At 61.4% G+C, this 15,291-nt stretch carries 18 protein-coding genes; 14 read left to right on the forward strand and 4 right to left on the reverse strand.

From position 1 onward, the window contains the following. The first annotated feature begins 30 nt into the window (after positions 1 to 30). The 7 genes from ABXR19_RS11635 (at position 31) to ABXR19_RS11665 (ending at position 6,126) form a co-directional block, all read left to right on the forward strand. Positions 31 to 1,179 (forward strand): HlyD family secretion protein, encoded by a 1,149-nt coding sequence (locus ABXR19_RS11635; protein WP_354601301.1) that lies wholly within the window; start codon positions 31 to 33, stop codon positions 1,177 to 1,179. Between the two features lie 10 nt (positions 1,180 to 1,189). Then, positions 1,190 to 2,734: a DHA2 family efflux MFS transporter permease subunit gene (locus tag ABXR19_RS11640; RefSeq protein ID WP_354601302.1), complete on the forward strand. Its 1,545-nt coding sequence runs from the start codon at positions 1,190 to 1,192 to the stop codon at positions 2,732 to 2,734. A gap of 29 nt (positions 2,735 to 2,763) precedes the next feature. Beyond that, positions 2,764 to 2,973 (forward strand): hypothetical protein, encoded by a 210-nt coding sequence (locus ABXR19_RS11645; RefSeq protein ID WP_354601303.1) that lies wholly within the window; start codon positions 2,764 to 2,766, stop codon positions 2,971 to 2,973. Positions 2,974 to 3,192: 219 nt separating this feature from the next. Further along, positions 3,193 to 3,864, forward strand: a complete 672-nt coding sequence (locus ABXR19_RS11650) for a CsgG/HfaB family protein (RefSeq protein WP_354601304.1) — start codon at positions 3,193 to 3,195, stop codon at positions 3,862 to 3,864. A 17-nt stretch (positions 3,865 to 3,881) separates the two neighbouring features. Beyond that, a complete protein-coding gene (locus ABXR19_RS11655; protein ID WP_354601305.1) occupies positions 3,882 to 4,244 on the forward strand; it encodes a DUF4810 domain-containing protein in 363 nt (120 codons plus the stop codon). Further along, the gene (locus tag ABXR19_RS11660) at positions 4,241 to 4,915 is read left to right on the forward strand and encodes a DUF799 domain-containing protein (RefSeq protein WP_354601306.1); all 675 of its coding nucleotides are present in this window, start codon (positions 4,241 to 4,243) and stop codon (positions 4,913 to 4,915) included. Before ABXR19_RS11655 ends, ABXR19_RS11660 begins: the two co-directional genes overlap by 4 nt. A 290-nt stretch (positions 4,916 to 5,205) precedes the next feature. Beyond that, the gene (locus ABXR19_RS11665) at positions 5,206 to 6,126 is read left to right on the forward strand and encodes a DUF2971 domain-containing protein (protein WP_354601307.1); all 921 of its coding nucleotides are present in this window, start codon (positions 5,206 to 5,208) and stop codon (positions 6,124 to 6,126) included. Between the two features lie 285 nt (positions 6,127 to 6,411). Here the strand turns inward: ABXR19_RS11665 and ABXR19_RS11670 are convergent, their stop codons facing one another. After that, the gene (locus tag ABXR19_RS11670; protein WP_354601308.1) at positions 6,412 to 6,639 is read right to left on the reverse strand and encodes a DUF2835 family protein; all 228 of its coding nucleotides are present in this window, start codon (positions 6,637 to 6,639) and stop codon (positions 6,412 to 6,414) included. Positions 6,640 to 6,802: 163 nt separating this feature from the next. Here ABXR19_RS11670 and ABXR19_RS11675 point away from each other — a divergent pair, with 163 nt between their 5' ends. The 7 genes from ABXR19_RS11675 (at position 6,803) to ABXR19_RS11705 (ending at position 11,818) form a co-directional block, all read left to right on the forward strand. Further along, the gene (locus ABXR19_RS11675) at positions 6,803 to 7,033 is read left to right on the forward strand and encodes a ParD-like family protein (protein WP_354601371.1); all 231 of its coding nucleotides are present in this window, start codon (positions 6,803 to 6,805) and stop codon (positions 7,031 to 7,033) included. Next, a complete protein-coding gene (map, locus tag ABXR19_RS11680) occupies positions 7,030 to 7,833 on the forward strand; it encodes a type I methionyl aminopeptidase (RefSeq protein ID WP_354601309.1) in 804 nt (267 codons plus the stop codon). The genes ABXR19_RS11675 and map overlap by 4 nt, the downstream gene beginning before the upstream one ends. Before the next feature lie 182 nt (positions 7,834 to 8,015). Then, positions 8,016 to 8,834: a phosphonate ABC transporter ATP-binding protein gene (gene phnC / locus ABXR19_RS11685; RefSeq protein ID WP_354601310.1), complete on the forward strand. Its 819-nt coding sequence runs from the start codon at positions 8,016 to 8,018 to the stop codon at positions 8,832 to 8,834. 32 nt (positions 8,835 to 8,866) lie between these two features. Beyond that, complete coding sequence (gene phnD, locus ABXR19_RS11690; protein ID WP_354601311.1) at positions 8,867 to 9,847, forward strand: phosphonate ABC transporter substrate-binding protein; 981 nt, start codon at positions 8,867 to 8,869, stop codon at positions 9,845 to 9,847. Between the two features lie 68 nt (positions 9,848 to 9,915). Next, complete coding sequence (gene phnE, locus ABXR19_RS11695) at positions 9,916 to 10,716, forward strand: phosphonate ABC transporter, permease protein PhnE (protein ID WP_354601312.1); 801 nt, start codon at positions 9,916 to 9,918, stop codon at positions 10,714 to 10,716. Beyond that, positions 10,713 to 11,159, forward strand: coding sequence for a GNAT family N-acetyltransferase (locus ABXR19_RS11700; protein ID WP_354601313.1), 447 nt, complete (start codon positions 10,713 to 10,715; stop codon positions 11,157 to 11,159). Before phnE ends, ABXR19_RS11700 begins: the two co-directional genes overlap by 4 nt. A gap of 2 nt (positions 11,160 to 11,161) precedes the next feature. After that, on the forward strand, positions 11,162 to 11,818 hold the full coding sequence (locus tag ABXR19_RS11705) for a DapH/DapD/GlmU-related protein (protein ID WP_354601314.1): 657 nt from the start codon (positions 11,162 to 11,164) through the stop codon (positions 11,816 to 11,818). Between the two features lie 300 nt (positions 11,819 to 12,118). On the opposite strand, the gene ABXR19_RS11710 is transcribed toward ABXR19_RS11705, so the two are convergent. The 3 genes from ABXR19_RS11710 to ABXR19_RS11720 form a co-directional block, all read right to left on the reverse strand. Continuing rightward, the gene (locus ABXR19_RS11710) at positions 12,119 to 12,640 is read right to left on the reverse strand and encodes a hypothetical protein (RefSeq protein WP_354601315.1); all 522 of its coding nucleotides are present in this window, start codon (positions 12,638 to 12,640) and stop codon (positions 12,119 to 12,121) included. Between the two features lie 461 nt (positions 12,641 to 13,101). Then, on the reverse strand, positions 13,102 to 14,130 hold the full coding sequence (locus ABXR19_RS11715) for an AraC family transcriptional regulator (RefSeq protein WP_354601316.1): 1,029 nt from the start codon (positions 14,128 to 14,130) through the stop codon (positions 13,102 to 13,104). 14 nt (positions 14,131 to 14,144) lie between these two features. Beyond that, a complete protein-coding gene (locus ABXR19_RS11720; RefSeq protein ID WP_354601317.1) occupies positions 14,145 to 15,050 on the reverse strand; it encodes a GGDEF domain-containing protein in 906 nt (301 codons plus the stop codon). Between the last annotated feature and the right edge of the window lie 241 nt (positions 15,051 to 15,291).

Consider the following 15,291-nt stretch of genomic DNA (forward strand, 5'->3'; position numbering starts at 1 on the left):
CCCCCCGAATTCGTTTTCAAGGAAATCATCATGTCCCAAATCTCTCCGATTGAAACCCACGCCGTTGCCGAAATCGACGCCCGTAACGGCCAACGCCGCCGCCGTCTGTTCAGTGCCCTGGGCGGTGTCGTGGCTGTCGCCGCCATTGCCTATGGCAGTTACTGGTACCTCCATGCGTCCCATTTCGTCAGCACCGACAATGCTTACGCTGCCGTCGAAATCTCGCAGGTCACGCCCTCGGTGGGCGGCACGGTGCGCGAAGTCAAAGTGGTCGATACCCAGGCCGTGAAGCAGGGCGAGGTGCTGGTGGTCATCGACGATGCCGATGCGCGTCTGCTGCTCGCCCAGGCCGATGCCGAATACGGCCGCGCCGTGCGCAAGGTGCGGGGTTTTCAGGCCAATGACACCGGTCTGGTCGCGCAGGTCGCCGCGCGGGATGCCGATGAGTTGCGTGCCGCCGCCCAGCTGGGCGCTGCCGAGTCCGACTTCGAGCGCGCCCGCATCGATCTGCAGCGTCGCGAGGCATTGGCGGGCTCCGGCTCGGTATCCGGCGATGAATTGACGCGGGCCCAGAATGCGTTTTCCACGGCGCGCGCCAATCTGGAAGTGGCCCGCGCCGGGTCTGCGCAGGCCCGCGCCAATCGCACTGCCGCGATCGGCTCACGCAGCGCCAACACGGTGCTGATCGACGATGCCACGCTGGACACCAACCCGGAAGTGGCACTGGCGCGTGCCCGTCGAGACCAGGCCCGCATCGATCTGGAGCGAACCGTGGTCCGTGCTCCGGTGGATGGGGTGGTAGCCAAGCGCACCGTGCAGGTCGGCCAGCGTGTTCAGGCGGGCGCGTCCTTGCTTGCCGTGGTGCCGGTGGGGCGCATGCACGTCGATGCCAACTACAAGGAAGTTCAGCTGCAGGATGTGCGCCTGGGCCAGAAGGTCGAGTTGCGTGCAGACATCTACGGCGACAAGGTGACCTACCACGGCACCGTGACCGGCTTCTCCGGCGGCACGGGCGCCGCTTTCGCGACGATCCCGGCGCAAAACGCCAGCGGTAACTGGATCAAGGTCGTGCAGCGCCTGCCGGTGCGCATCGCGCTTGACCCGACAGACCTTGCCGCGCATCCGCTGCAGGTTGGTCTTTCCATGCACGCCAGCATCGACACCCGTAGCGCAAACTGAGGCTGCCCGCATGAGTACCCAAGCTCTTCTTCCGAATGGCGAGCAACCGCTGCGTGGCGGCATGCTGATCCTCGGTGCGCTGGTGCTGGCGCTGGCGAACTTCATCGCCGTGCTGGACATGACCATCGCCAATGTCTCGGTCGCAACCATTGCCGGCAGCCTCGGCGTCACCAGCAGCCAGGGCACCTGGGTGATCACCTCCTACGCGGTGGCCGAGGCCATCACCGTGCCGCTTACCGGCTGGCTGGCCGGGCGTTTCGGTGCGGTGCGCGTCTTCGTGACGTCCATGGCCCTGTTCGGCCTGGCATCCATGCTCTGCGGTTTCTCCAATTCGCTGGGCATGCTGGTGGCCGCACGCGTGCTGCAGGGGCTGGCCGGTGGCCCGCTCATGCCGTTGTCGCAGACCCTGTTGCTGCGCATTTTCCCCAAGGACAAGGCCGCGCTGGCCACCGCCCTGTGGGCGATGACCACTCTGATCGCCCCGATCCTCGGCCCCATCGTCGGTGGCGTGATCTGTGACCAGAGCCACTGGTCCTGGATCTTCAACATCAATGTGCCGATTGCGCTGATCTGCGCCTGGTTCGGCTGGGGTCTGCTCAAGCGCTACGAGACCGGGCTGGAAAAAGCACCGATCGACAAGGTTGGTCTTGCCCTGCTGGTGGTGTGGGTCGGTGCGCTGCAGATCATGCTCGACGAAGGCAAAAATCTCGACTGGTTCTCCTCGCCGCTTATCGTCACCTTGGCCGTCGTGGCGGCGATCGGCTTCATCGCCTTCCTGATCTGGGAGCTGACCGAGCGTTATCCGATTGTGGACCTGCGTGTATTCCGTCATCGCGGCTACTCATTTGGGGTGCTCACGCTGGTTCTGGCCTTCGGCGCTTTCTTTGGGGCCAACGTGCTGACCCCGCTGTGGCTGCAGCAGCACATGGGCTACACGGCCACCTGGTCCGGTATGGCCACGGCCTGGAGCGGCGTGCTGGCCGTGTTGTGCGCACCGATGGCGGCCATGCTCTCCAGCAAGATAGATTCGCGTCCGCTGGTTTTCTTCGGCGTTTCCTGGCTGGGGATGATTACGCTGTGGCGTGCCTTCGGCACCACCGACATGACTTACTGGCAGGTCGCCCTGCCGCTGCTGGTGATGGGTGTCGGTATGCCCTTCTTCTTCGTGCCGCTTACCGGTCAGATCCTGGGCAGTGTGGAAGAGCGTGAAACCGCTTCGGCCGCCGGTTTGATGAACTTCCTGCGCACGCTGGCAGGGGCCTTTGCGACCTCGATGACCACCGCGAGTTGGGAAGATCGCATCCAGCTCAATCGTGCGGACATCGTGGCGCGTATCGATCCGACCAACCAGGTCGATATTGTCGGTTCGGCCGCCCAGAGCCTGCAGGATGCCGGCATGCTCGGCGCGCTCGAACGCATGGTTGAAGGCCAGAGCGTGATGCTCGCCACCAATCAGCTGTTCATGCTGATTGCCGTGGTCCTGTTCGTGGCGGCCTGCAGCATCTGGCTGGCCCCGCGCGCGACACGCGTGGTAGACGCGGGGGCGGCGCATTGATGCAGCGTAAATTTTCCGGAGGACAAGCCATGTGCCCTGATGAATCGCCCCGTGTCATCGCACCCCTGCAGGGCTGGCGTGTGCCGGCATTCAACTGGTACGGCGTAGCGGTGTTGCTGCTGGCCCTGCTGTTCGCCGCCTACGTCGGAGGCTGCATGGTCGGCCGCGAACAGGAGCGTGACCAGCAGCAGGCTCGTCAGTCAGCCTGTCAGGCCGATGCGCATTGCTTGCGACCATAAAGAGGCTGCCTGAAGAGCCGCTTCCCGCCTTCCTCTCCCGCATTTCTGTCCGGAGAGCCGCGCTGGGAGAGGCTCTCCAGCAAGCTGCCAAAAAGGCTGACTTTCGCGCACAGGCAGGCGAGTCGCCGGTCGGATCGGGTATGCTTCCGGCCTTCTCGCTGCGCTCGTCGCTATGCATGGGCGCAGCGCCGTTTTTCCGATTCTGCCGAGGGCCTGAAAATGCCAAAAAATTCCCTGTTTCCGCTGCTGCTGGTCATGCTCTTCACGCTGAGCGGCTGCGCCACCGAGTCTTCGCGCTCGCTCGACGTCGCCAAGGTCAACAGCGCCAACCAGCCTTACGCCGGCGTGCGCAGCCCGCTGTCGGTGGGCAAGTTCGACAACCGCTCCAGCTACATGCGCGGCATCTTCTCCGACAACGTCGATCGCCTCGGCAGTCAGGCCAAGACCATCCTGATTACCCATCTGCAGCAGACCGGGCGCTTCATGGTGCTGGACCGCGAGAACCTGAAGGAAACCGCGCAGGAAGCCGGCTTCAATAAACAGAATCAGGCCATCAAGGGCGCCGACTACGTGGTGACCGGTGATGTCAGCGAATTCGGCCGCAAGGAAGTTGGCGATCACCAGCTCTTCGGCATCCTCGGGCGCGGCAAGGAACAGGTCGCCTATGCCAAGGTGAATCTGAATATCGTCAATGTGCAGACCTCCGAAGTCGTGTTCTCGGCGCAGGGCGCCGGCGAATATAGCCTGTCCAACCGCGAAGTCATCGGCTTCGGCGGCACCGCCAGCTATGACTCCACCCTCAACGGCAAGGTGCTCGATCTGGCGATCCGCGAAGCGGTCAACAATCTGGTGCGCGGCGTCGAGAGCGGCGCCTGGCGCCCGGCCAAGTGAGCGGAGTCGTCAGCACGATGATGACAAGAAAGTTTCTGCCGGCAAGCCTGCTGGCCTGCGCGCTGCTCGCCAGCGGCTGTGCCAGCAAGCCCACGCTGTACTACTGGGGCGATTACCAGCCGCAGGTGTATGAGTATCTGAAGGGGCAGGGCAAGAGCCACGCCGAGCAGATCCTCGCGCTGGAGAAAATCATCCAGCAGGCCCGCGCCGCCAACAAATCCGTGCCGCCGGGCTTTCACGCCCATCTGGCGATGCTGCAGATTTCCGAAGGCAAGCCGGAGCTGGCGCGTCAGGAACTGGAGACCGAGAAAGCGCTCTTCCCGGAGTCCGCTGCGTTCATGGATTTCATGCTCGCCAAAATGAGCGGAGAGAAGAAATGAGCCAATCGATCCGCCTGTTCAAGCTGGCCGCCGTGCTGCTGTTGGCAACGTTCGTCACCGGTTGTGCCACGCAGAAGCCCTACGACTACAGCGCCTTCAAGCGCAGCAATCCGAAGTCGATTCTGGTGCTGCCGCCGGTCAACAAATCGCCCGACATCAAGGCCAGCTACAGCTTTCTGTCCTACACCAGCTACCCGCTGGCCGAGTCTGGCTACTACGTGTTCCCGGTTGCTGTGGTGGATGAAGTTTTCCGCCAGAACGGCCTGAATGCGCCCGAAGAAATCCATGCCGTGGTACCGGCCAAGCTGCGCGAAATCTTCGGCGCCGACACCGCGCTGTATATCGAGATCACCCAGTACGGCACCCGCTACATGGTGCTCTCCAGCGACACCATCGTCGCCGCCAACGCCAAGTTGGTCGATCTGAAAACCGGTGAGACCCTGTGGAGCGGCGCGGCCTCGGCCTCCAACAATGAGAACCAGAACAACAACAACGGCCTGATCGGCATGCTGGTCAAAGCGGCCATCGACCAGATCGTCAATACCCTGACCGAGCAAGGGCACGTGGTTGCCGGCATCACCAGTCAGCGCCTGCTGCTGGCCCGCCCTTACGGCGTGTTGTACGGCCCGCGCTCACCGTATTACGGCAAGGATGAGGCGGCGGGGAGGTGAGGGTGGCGTATTTGGAGCTAATGGCGAATGCGTACAATCGGCCATCAACGGATGGTCAATGTGCGAGCCACAAGCGGTCATTCGTAGGGCGCCGCAGGGAACGATGAGCGAAGCGAATTGCGCCGGATGGAGTGATGGCGCGTATGTTCATACGGCGCAATTCGCTTCGTTCATTGACGCCCTACGAGTCGTGCCGGAATATTTGGTATGCGCCGTACGCGGTGCGCTTTGAGTCCCCTTCGCCTGCGGCGGTCTCTCACCTCAATTCATTAACGAGTAGGAACCTAGTAATGCCTCTGCTCCCGCACAAGGAATTTGCTCCTGCTGTCACGCCGGACGCAGCCTTGTGGCGCTACCTAAGCTTGCCAAAGTTCTTGTCACTGCTGCAGCAGCAGGCACTGTTCTTTTCCAGCCTTGAGTTCTTGGCACGATCCGACCCGTTTGAAGGGACCTTGCCTCCCACTCGATTCGCACACCGTGCATGGAGGTCACTTGAGCAACTACCGCCAGAGGTTAGATCAAAGCTTCCAGGCTACTTGAAGCGAGGTGAGACAGACCTGAGCATTGCATTTACTCGGTTGTTAGACCTTCATGAGTTGCGCATTCGGCAAGCTTACGCGTACCGCCGCTCATTTTTCTTGAACTGCTGGCACCAAAATGAGCACGAATCAGCTGCAATGTGGTCTCTCTACTCCCGGGCCAACGAGGGCATCGCAATAGTCTCATCCGAGGCTCGAATTCGAGTTGCGCTTGGGGCAACGCCAATCGAGGTATACGGGGGGTGTGTGCAGTACGGGGACTACGGCAGCGGAGAGTTCACCATTGACGACGGAAATGCGTTTAGACCGGTGTTGTGCAAGCGCCAAAGCTTTGCACATGAACGTGAGTATCGTCTCGTGCATTGGGATACTTCCGTCACGCACAAGAAGATCAATGCGATGAATGGAGTCTTCACCTGGGAAGATCACATCGTTCCAGATGTAAGTGGTTCCGGGCAGATCACTGTTGGTCGTTCGGAGATCGAAATCGAAGCTCTCAAACCGTCTTCCGGTGTCGTGGTGCCTTGTCGGTTGAGCGAGCTGATTGCTCGTGTCGTCGTATCACCGCTTGCTGAGGATTGGTTCTTTAACGTAGTGATGGCCGCAACGACGGCGCATGGAATCACGGTTCCTATCGAAAGGTCCAAACTTGCGGATGAACCACTTCGCTAAAGAAATCTGCGTGGATGTGGCGCGTTTTGCTGCGCGTGCCGCTCAATACCGACGTTCAAACGTCCGCTTTTCAACTTTCCGAGTGTTTGTAATGGGTCGTCTTCTGCCGATCAGCGTGGGTCGTCGTTTGGAACGACGCCTGCCTGAAGAGCCGCTCCTGACATGCCTGTGCAAGCAGGCCAGCTCAAGACGCCCGCCCCGCGCGGCTCTTCAGCCACCTACAAAAAATCCCGCTGCGCTGCGGGCTTTTTGTTGTTGCTAAAGCCTTCCGTTCTGGCTAACGCCTCATTCGGCCGGCTTGCGCTGCAGTTCGGCGCCTCTGTTCTGGTCGTCGCAACTCAGGATGAAGTCGCCGTGAATGCCTTCGGCGTGCAGGAACTTGCGTAACAAGCTGGCCGGGAAGCTGATGGACTGGCCGTTGGGCAGTGACACCACGACCATGCGCACTTCGCCCCGGTAATAGGGCAGGTATTGCTCGGGCGAAATGTTCAGGCGGAATTCAAAGCGTTTCATGCAGGCATTCTGCCACTGCAGCAAGTGATTCACGATGGTGGCTGAATGCCAGTGCTGCAGAGGCCTGCGGTGGAAAATCAGGGCGTCCGGGTTTTTTCAGGCGATTCGCCTGCGGTTTTGTTAGTATATGAAACGACTGCAAACCATATACAAGGTGATCGCGGTGGGAATCGTCAAAATTTCAGAACAGATGCATGAGAATTTGCGTCTGACCAGTGGAGCCTTGAGCCGCTCCATCAATGCGCAGGCCGAGCATTGGCTGCGTGTCGGCATGCTTGCGGAGCTGAATCCGAAGCTTTGCTACGGGGAAATCTGCCAATTGCTGATACAGGCGGAACAGCAAGCGGCCGCTGAAACGAGCGCATTTCTTGCTGTATCGGCAGCGGCCGCATGACTGAGTCCAGACGCGTGAGCATCAGGTCCGCGGACGAAATCGCCATGGCCCGGCGTGCCGGCAAACTGGCTGCGGATGTTCTGCAGATGATTGCCGAACACGTTAAACCCGGCGTCACGACCGATGAGCTGGACAAGCTGTGCCATGACTACATCGTCAAGGTGCAGCAGGCGATTCCGGCCAATATCGGTTATCACGGCTACCCCAAGACCATCTGTGCTTCGCTGAATCACGTCATCTGCCATGGCATTCCTGCGGACAAGAAGCTGAAGAATGGGGACATCCTCAACATTGACGTGGCCATCATCAAGGATGGCTGGTTTGGCGACACCAGCCGCATGTACTTCGTCGGCGAACCCGGCATCCTGGCGAAACGCCTGGTCCGTACGACTTATGACGCCATGCGCGCGGGGATTCTGCAGGTGCGCCCGGGCGCCACGCTCGGGGATGTCGGCCACGCCATCCAGACGGTCGCCCAGCGGGAGGGCTTCAGCGTGGTGCGTGAATACTGTGGCCACGGGATTGGGCAGATCTATCATGACGCGCCACAGGTCACGCACTACGGCCGGCCGGGTGAAGGCCTGAGGCTGGAGGCGGGCATGGTGTTCACCATCGAACCCATGATCAACGCCGGCAAAGCAGCCGTCAGGCACTTGCCCGATGGCTGGACGGTCGTCACCAAGGACCGCTCCCTTTCGGCGCAGTGGGAACACATGGTGGCCGTGACCGAGAGTGGCTTCGAAGTTCTTACGCCCTGGCCGGATGGCTACGGGGATTACGCGCCCATCCTGCCAGGATAGCCCGCAGAGCGCAGGGGCGGTGTGCTTTGCCAGGGCTTTGTGCCCCACTCGGACACGTTGAACGCGGTTACCAGCCCCAAACTGATCTGTGTCGTCCCCGCCAAACTCTTCTTCTGCCTGACACGTATCCTTAACATTGATTGCCTAGCATCTGCCGCGTTCATTCGGAATCGGGAGCTTTCATGCAGGCAATCAGTGTCAGTAATCTGAGTAAAACCTTCGGCAAGCGCCGCGCGCTCGACGATGTCAGCCTGTCGGTCGCCCCCGGCGAGATGGTGGCGCTGATCGGTGCCTCGGGCTCCGGCAAGTCCACCCTGCTGCGTCACCTTTCCGGCTTTGTGGCGGCGGACGCGGGCGAGATTCGTGTGCACGGCGAGCTGATCCAGACGGATGGACGGATTGCCCGCAACATTCGTGCGGTGCGCGCCCAGATCGGCTTTGTGTTCCAGCAGTTTAACCTGGTGGGGCGTTTGAGCTTGCTGAGCAATGTGCTGACGGGGCAGCTGCACCGCATTCCGAATCACCGCTCGCTGTTCAGGCTGTTTACCGCTGCAGAACGCGCGTTCGGCCTCAAGGCTTTAGCCGAAGTTGGTATAGACGACTATGCCTTTCAGCGCGCCTCGACGCTGTCGGGTGGCCAGCAGCAGCGCGCCGCCATCGCCCGTGCGCTGGTGCAAGGCGCCAGAGTCGTGCTGGCTGATGAACCGATTGCCTCACTCGATCCGGAGTCCTCGCGCAAGGTCATGGAGATGCTGACCCGCGTCAATCGCGACCACGGTTGCGCCGTGCTGGTGTCACTGCATCAGGTCGAGATCGCCATCAAATTCTGCCCGCGCATCATCGCCATGCAGCAGGGCCGCATCGTGTATGACGGCCCCAGCGCAAACCTGAGTCCGGCCTTTCTGGCAGAGCTGTACCGCGGCGAGAACGATGCACCTTATGCCGAAGACAGCAATGTCACGCCTCTTTTCCAACCCGTTGCCGTCGCGGCAGCAGCTTGACCTTCCACCCCGTTTTTCAAGGAGAAATTCCCATGTTGCGCAAACTCTTGTCCATCGCCCTGGCGAGCCTGGCCTGCACCGCAGCCCACGCTGCCGATCCGGAAATTAATTTCGGCGTCATTTCGACTGAATCCGCCGCCAACCTCAAGGCCGACTGGCAACCCGTGCTGGAAGACATGGAGAAAAAGACCGGCTACAAGATCAAGGCCTTCTTCGCCAATGATTACGCCGGCATCATCGAAGCCATGCGCTTCAACAAGGTGCAGATGGCCTGGATGGGCAACAAATCCGCCATGGAAGCGGTTGATCGCGCCAACGGTGAAGTCTTCGCGCAAATGACCTACGCGGATGGTTCGCCGGGTTACTGGTCCTTGCTCGTCACCCACAAGGACAGCGTCTACAAGACCCTGGATGATGTGCTCAAGCGCGGCAAGGAGATCAACTACGGGGCGGGTGATCCGAACTCCACCTCTGGCACGCTGGTGCCTGGCTACTACCTGTACGCACTGAATGGCATCGATCCGAAGACGCATTACAAAGCCATGCGCGTAGGTAATCACGAATCCAACCTGATGGCCACGGCCGCCAAGCAAGTGGATGTGGCGATTACCAATACCGAAGTGTGGGAAAAATTCCAGAAGCGTGAAGCCGACAAAGCCAAGAACATCCAGATCCTGTGGAAATCACCGCTGATTGCAGCCGACCCGATGGTCTGGCGTAACGATCTGTCGCCCGACATGAAAGCCAAGGTCAAAGCCTTTTTCCTGACTTATGGCCGTGGCGATTCGGCAGACGCCAAGCGCGAACTGGCCAACATGAACAAGCTGACCTTCGGCAACTTCAACGAGTCGAGCAACAAGCAGTTGGTGCCTTTCCGTCAGCTGGAGCTGTTCAAGGACAAGGCCAAGCTGGACAACGATGACCGGATGGATCCGGCCGCCAAGCAAGCCAAGCTGGCCGAAATCAACAAGAAGCTGGCTGAGCTGCAGGCGCAGATCGCCTCCGCGAAGTAAATCGCTTGAGGGGCTGAGCACACGCTCGGCCCCTTTCGTTTCTTCACGCCACATCCGGCATTCCGAACATGCAAACAGTCACAACCAATCCTGCAGATCCCAGCGGTGGCATTCCGCGCAAGTCAATCCTCGCCCTGGTGCTGTGGGCGCTGGCCTTTGGCGTTCTCGCATGGTCCTGGCGCGGCGCAGACATTCGCCCGATGGCCTTGATTGCCGATTCGGCAAACATGGCCAGCTTTGCCGGTGACTTCTTTCCGCCCGATTTCACGGACTGGCGCATCTACGTCGCCGAAATGATCGTGACCATGCAAGTCGCCCTGTGGGGCACGCTGCTGGCCGTGATCTGTGCCGTCCCCTTCAGCCTGCTGTGCGCAGCCAACATCACGCCGCCGTGGATTCATCAGCCGGTGCGCCGCCTGATGGACGCCGCACGCGCCATCAACGAGATGGTGTTCGCCATGCTCTTCATCGTCGCCGTCGGCCTCGGCCCCTTTGCCGGCGTGCTGGCCCTGTGGGTGCATACCACCGGCATTCTCGCCAAGCTGTTTTCCGAGGCCGTGGAATCCATCGACCCGCGCCCGGTCGAGGGCATTCGCGCCACCGGTGCCAATGCCCTCGAAGAGATCGTCTACGGCGTCATCCCGCAAGTCATTCCCTTGTGGGTTTCCTACACGCTGTATCGCTTCGAATCGAATATACGCTCGGCTTCCGTGGTCGGCATGGTCGGCGCAGGCGGCATCGGCGTGATCCTGTACGAAGTCATTCGCAGCTTTGAATACGCTCAGACCGCCGCCGTCATGCTGATCATCATCGTCTTCGTCACCTGCATCGACATCATCTCGGCGCGCATCCGCAAGGTGCTGATATGAGTGCCTTGAATCTGCGCCCGCTGCGCGAAGACGAACTGCCGCTGCTCGCCGAAATACTGGCCGAACTCGATGGTGATGCACCCTTGCCCCTCGACAGTGTGCGCATGACTTGGGATGCCATGCGGCGCTATCCCGACTACGACGGCTACTTTGCCGAAAGCGATGGCGAGATTGTCGGTTGTCTGAGCCTGCTGATCTTCCCCGTTTTCGCCCACGGACTCTCCAGCGAAGCGGTGGTGGAAGCGGTCGTGATCCGCCCGGCGCATCGTGGCAAAGGGCTGGGCCGCGCCATGTTGCGTGCGGCCATGCAGATCGCCGCGGATAAAGGCGCCTACAAACTCGCGCTCTCAAGCAACCTGCGTCGTCTGGATGCGCACCGCTTCTACGACGGCATGGGTTTCAAGCGCCACGGCGTGAGCTTTGCCATCGATACCGGACTTTGATCATGAGCACCTACGTCGAAAACCTGAACCCCTCCACAACGCTGCACTTGTCCGAAGCGCCAAGCTTTGCGCCGGATGCCCGCATCCGCAGCAGCCACTTCGGCCGCTATACCGAGGTCGGGGCTTCCAGCCTGATCAGCCACAGCGTGTTCGGCGACTACAGCTACATCGGCCACCATTGCGATGTCATGGCGACTGACATCGGCAAGTTCGTCAACATCGCCGCGATGGTGCGCATCAACCCCGGCTTTCACCCCACCGAGCGCCCCAGCCAGCATCACATGCTGTATCGCGCCTCGATGTACGGCATGGGCGAAGACGATCCCGAACTCTTCCACTGGCGCCGTCTGCAGCGCGTCAGCATCGGCCACGACGTATGGATCGGCCACGGCGCGGTGATCATGCCCGGGGTGCGTGTGGGCAATGGCGCGGTCATCGGCAGCGGCAGCATCGTTACCCGTGATGTGCCGGCTTACACCATCGTCGGCGGCAACCCGGCCCGCGCCATCAAGCCGCGCCTGCCCCGCGCGATTGCCGAGGCCGTCGAAAAAACCGCTTGGTGGGATTGGGACCACGCGACGCTGACCGAGCGCATGGACGACCTGCGCGACATGCGCCGCTTTCTTGCCAAGTACGTTGAGCCTCCTCGCAGCGCTTGAGGATTGGCGAAAGCGGTAAGGGCGGCAATGCCGTTCACCTCTTTGCGAAGCAATCCACCACGATTCGTCGAATGCCCATGGTGGGTTGTCGTTGCGGCCATGCCCCACCCTGGATTGCGGACGGACTTCTTCGGCATGCATACCTGCAGATGCCCTGTGGGCGGACGTGTTTCCCATGCCTGCCTGTAGGTCAAGGCTGCGAGCGGGTCTTCAGGCAGGTCTTGTTGAAATAATACTAGGGTGTGCACCGCGCGTGCACCGCATGCCGGCCGATACGGCGGCGACGCGCTCCGGCAGCGCTCAGCGCGTTGCTTGCGGTGTCATGCCCAATGCGTGTCCCGGAACCAGCACGCGATCGAGCTTGTCCTCGATTTCGCCAAGATAGGCCGACAAAGTTGCGGTTGCTTCATTCAGATTCTGCTGCATGCCCCGTTCCGACAGCTCCATCCTGGCGTCGAATTCGCGGCTGGATTCGGCACTCTGCGCTTCGATCCTGCGCAGTTCGTCCTCCAGCAAGACCCGCAGCTCTGTGAAGCGAGAAGTCTCTGCCGTGTCTGCAAGCTCGCGTTGGGCCTTGAGCTCCTTCGTCAGGCGTCGCTCTTCGAGGATGACGCCAGCTTGCATGAGCACGATGTATACGATGAACAGGCCGCTGATGGCCGTAGAGAACGCCAGCATGATCAAGCCGAGCGGGGCGTTGACTTCACTAAACCCCAGATCCAGGGTGCTGGGGGCTGCCAATGCCAACCAGTTCAGGCTCGCGAACGCAGCCAACAAGACAAAAGCCAGGATGAGGGTCAGGGAGAAGGCACGGATGTTCATGATGGTTCCTTGGGTTGCATGCAGGTCAATTGCATCAAACGTATCCGCGCAATAAAAGACACGGCGTCCTCTGCGGCAAATGTGAAATGCCTGATTAGGGAAGCAAAATAGTCTTCTTAAGCTTGCTTGACTGTTCGTTACCGAACCGCACGTGACAGAAATTGGGCGTCGTGGTGTCGAACCCGGCCACGACCTCGAGCAATTCTTCGTCAATGCCGCTCTGGCGGGTGCGGCTCACGGAGTCTGTACGACAGCCCACGGAGGCGCCGCGCGTAGCCGGCAAGGACACGTAGAGGGAAGGGATTTGATTTCGATATGCCTGAAGAGCCGCACCGGATGGACTTCTTCGGCTTGCATGCCTGGATATGCAATACGGACGAGCGTTGTGGGCGTGCCTGCCTGTAGATCAAGGCTGCAAGCGGCTCTTCAGCCATGCCTTGTGCAGGCTTTTCAGGCGGCTTCTAGATTCCCGGCAGCAGACGGCTGCGTAGCACGGAGGGGGTCAGCCCGGTCCAGCGCTTGAAGGAGCGGCGGAAGTTGGTGGCGTCGTGAAAGCCCAGCCAGGCGGCGATCTGCTCGTTGGAGTAGCCCTGGTTGTGGATCAGTTGCAGGGTGACATGGGTGCGTACCTGATCCAGCTCGGCCTGGAAATGGGTGCCATGCAGGGCCAGATGGCGCTTGAAGGTGGCCGGGCTGGTGGCGAAGGCGGCGCTGGCCTGCTCCAGGCAGGGGGTGTTGCGGAGCTGGCGGGAGAGATGAGCGTAGAGCGCGGCCAGCAGGCTTTCCCGTGGGCCGCCTGCCGTGAGCAGGCTTGCTTCATCCAGGGCGAGCTGCATGCGCGCCTGGCTGCCACGCGGCCAGGCTTGGGCGAGCCAGGTGGTGGGAATGCTCATGGCGTTGAGGCAGTCGTCAAATTGCAGTGCGCTGCCCAGATGCACCGTGTATTGCTCCAGGCTGGCCGGGCGGGTGCGGTTGAATCGATAGCGCCAGGGCAGGCGTTCACCGCTGAGCCAGCGGCTCATGCCGGTGACGGCCGCCATCATCATGTCCACTACGAAGCCACGCAAACGCGGGCTGATGCAGGCATCGGTCCAGTAGAGCAGCGTCTGGTCACCCAGCTGCATCAGGTGCGGTGCCAGCAAGGGGCTGAGCCAGGTTTGCTGGCGCAGCAGCAGGTCAAGGGCATGCCCCAGACTGGGTGCTTGCAGCAGGGCATGGCTGATCGGGCCGAGCTGGCCGGGCAGCAGTTGCTGGCCTAGCTGCAAGGCGGTTTCTGCACCGGGCAGCAACTGGTTGATCCGGTGCAGCAGATGCAGGTATTCGGCGGGGCTGAGGCGGGCGTCGGGGCTGAGCAGAGCGGCTTCGTGCAGGCCGCTGCCAGCCAGCACCTGCTGCGACGAAAGATCCTGTGCGTCGGCGTACTCCAGCAGCAGCGCGGCCTGGTAACGCGCCGGGATGAAGCGGGTGTGGAGTTGATAGCAAGGCAGCACGTCGGCTCCGTGCTTCAGGCGCTGGCCAGGCCGGCGGCCATGGCCGGGCTGTCGTCTTCGAGGCGGGCGTTGAGTCCGGCGAGGAAGGCTTCCAGGTCGTCCCCCGGCACGCCCCAGACGCTGCGCGCCGTGATGCGCAGACAGTGCTCGCCCGTGCGGGTGTGGTGGGCCAGCCCCGCCAGCGCGCGCTGCAGGTGGAGGGCGATTTGCGCGGCTTGGCCTGCCGTGGTGGCTGGCAGGAGGATGGCGAAGCGGTCGCCGGCATAGCGGCAGATCAGATCCTGTGGGCGCATGTTCAGCAGCAGCAGGTGGCTCACCGCTTGCAGCAGGCGGTCGCCTTCGCGCTGGCCGTGCTCGCGGTTGATGCGGTGAAACTGATCGAGGTCGAGCAGGATCAGCGCGCACGTGGCATCGGGCTGGCGGGCCTGCTCCATGCGCAGCTGGCGATGGAGGTAATCGGCGTTGGCGAGCTGGGTGATGCGGTCGAAGGAACGATGCTCGCGGAATAAACGCTCGCGTTTCTGCATGTGCTCGTTAAGCGACCATTGCTCTTGCCGCCAGTGATACAGGCCGGCGGTGAGGGCCAGCATGCCGCCGGGGGTGAGCAGGGATTCGAGCCAGTTGTCCCACAGCTGTTGCTGCGGGATGCTGAAGAATTCATCCAGACAATCTACCCAGGCACCGAGCATGATCGCCGCGAGCCCGCCAGCCAGCAGTGAAGTGACGCGTCCTCTGGGCCGTGAGCCGAGGATCAGCAAGGCCCAGATAGCCGACATCACGGCCGTGCCGCCTTCGCCGACGATATCCATCCAGTTCCAGACGGCCATGGCCTTGGCGGTGCCGAGGCTGCCATAGAGCAGCGCGCACAGGCAGCTGACGACGAGCATCACGATGAGGGCAGAGCGGGGCAGGATGGGCATGGCGCAGGTGGTGCAGAAAGGTGCGCCATCGTATGAAGCGGATGTGACAGTTGCGTTGCAATTGAGCTGAATTCACTCCGGGGGGTGAATTCAGCTCAGTTGTTTTGCGCGAAATCACGCAGGCATCGCTCCAATGCGGACTGCACAGGCCTTAGCCGGGGCATTAAAGCTCAGAACCCGTCCTGAATCGTCCGGAATGACGGGTTTCGGGCTGCATACGACTAAAGGTGTAACCGGACTG

Origin of the sequence: Uliginosibacterium flavum, from assembly GCF_040566545.1 — a bacterium.
Lineage (GTDB): Bacteria > Pseudomonadota > Gammaproteobacteria > Burkholderiales > Rhodocyclaceae > Uliginosibacterium > Uliginosibacterium flavum.

Excerpts from the sequence above, each read along its gene's own strand:
- ABXR19_RS11700 (WP_354601313.1), top strand. The coding sequence starts at position 10,713 with ATGAGTGCCTTGAATCTGCGCCCGCTGCGCGAAGACGAACTGCCGCTG.
- ABXR19_RS11640 (WP_354601302.1), top strand. The coding sequence starts at position 1,190 with ATGAGTACCCAAGCTCTTCTTCCGAATGGCGAGCAACCGCTGCGTGGC.
- ABXR19_RS11655 (WP_354601305.1), top strand. The coding sequence starts at position 3,882 with ATGATGACAAGAAAGTTTCTGCCGGCAAGCCTGCTGGCCTGCGCGCTG.
- ABXR19_RS11720 (WP_354601317.1), bottom strand. The coding sequence starts at position 15,050 with ATGCCCATCCTGCCCCGCTCTGCCCTCATCGTGATGCTCGTCGTCAGC.
- map (WP_354601309.1), top strand. The coding sequence starts at position 7,030 with ATGACTGAGTCCAGACGCGTGAGCATCAGGTCCGCGGACGAAATCGCC.
- ABXR19_RS11645 (WP_354601303.1), top strand. The coding sequence starts at position 2,764 with ATGTGCCCTGATGAATCGCCCCGTGTCATCGCACCCCTGCAGGGCTGG.
- ABXR19_RS11665 (WP_354601307.1), top strand. The coding sequence starts at position 5,206 with ATGCCTCTGCTCCCGCACAAGGAATTTGCTCCTGCTGTCACGCCGGAC.
- ABXR19_RS11650 (WP_354601304.1), top strand. The coding sequence starts at position 3,193 with ATGCCAAAAAATTCCCTGTTTCCGCTGCTGCTGGTCATGCTCTTCACG.
- ABXR19_RS11635 (WP_354601301.1), top strand. The coding sequence starts at position 31 with ATGTCCCAAATCTCTCCGATTGAAACCCACGCCGTTGCCGAAATCGAC.
- phnD (WP_354601311.1), top strand. The coding sequence starts at position 8,867 with ATGTTGCGCAAACTCTTGTCCATCGCCCTGGCGAGCCTGGCCTGCACC.
- phnC (WP_354601310.1), top strand. The coding sequence starts at position 8,016 with ATGCAGGCAATCAGTGTCAGTAATCTGAGTAAAACCTTCGGCAAGCGC.
- ABXR19_RS11705 (WP_354601314.1), top strand. The coding sequence starts at position 11,162 with ATGAGCACCTACGTCGAAAACCTGAACCCCTCCACAACGCTGCACTTG.
- ABXR19_RS11660 (WP_354601306.1), top strand. The coding sequence starts at position 4,241 with ATGAGCCAATCGATCCGCCTGTTCAAGCTGGCCGCCGTGCTGCTGTTG.
- phnE (WP_354601312.1), top strand. The coding sequence starts at position 9,916 with ATGCAAACAGTCACAACCAATCCTGCAGATCCCAGCGGTGGCATTCCG.
- ABXR19_RS11710 (WP_354601315.1), bottom strand. The coding sequence starts at position 12,640 with ATGAACATCCGTGCCTTCTCCCTGACCCTCATCCTGGCTTTTGTCTTG.
- ABXR19_RS11670 (WP_354601308.1), bottom strand. The coding sequence starts at position 6,639 with ATGAAACGCTTTGAATTCCGCCTGAACATTTCGCCCGAGCAATACCTG.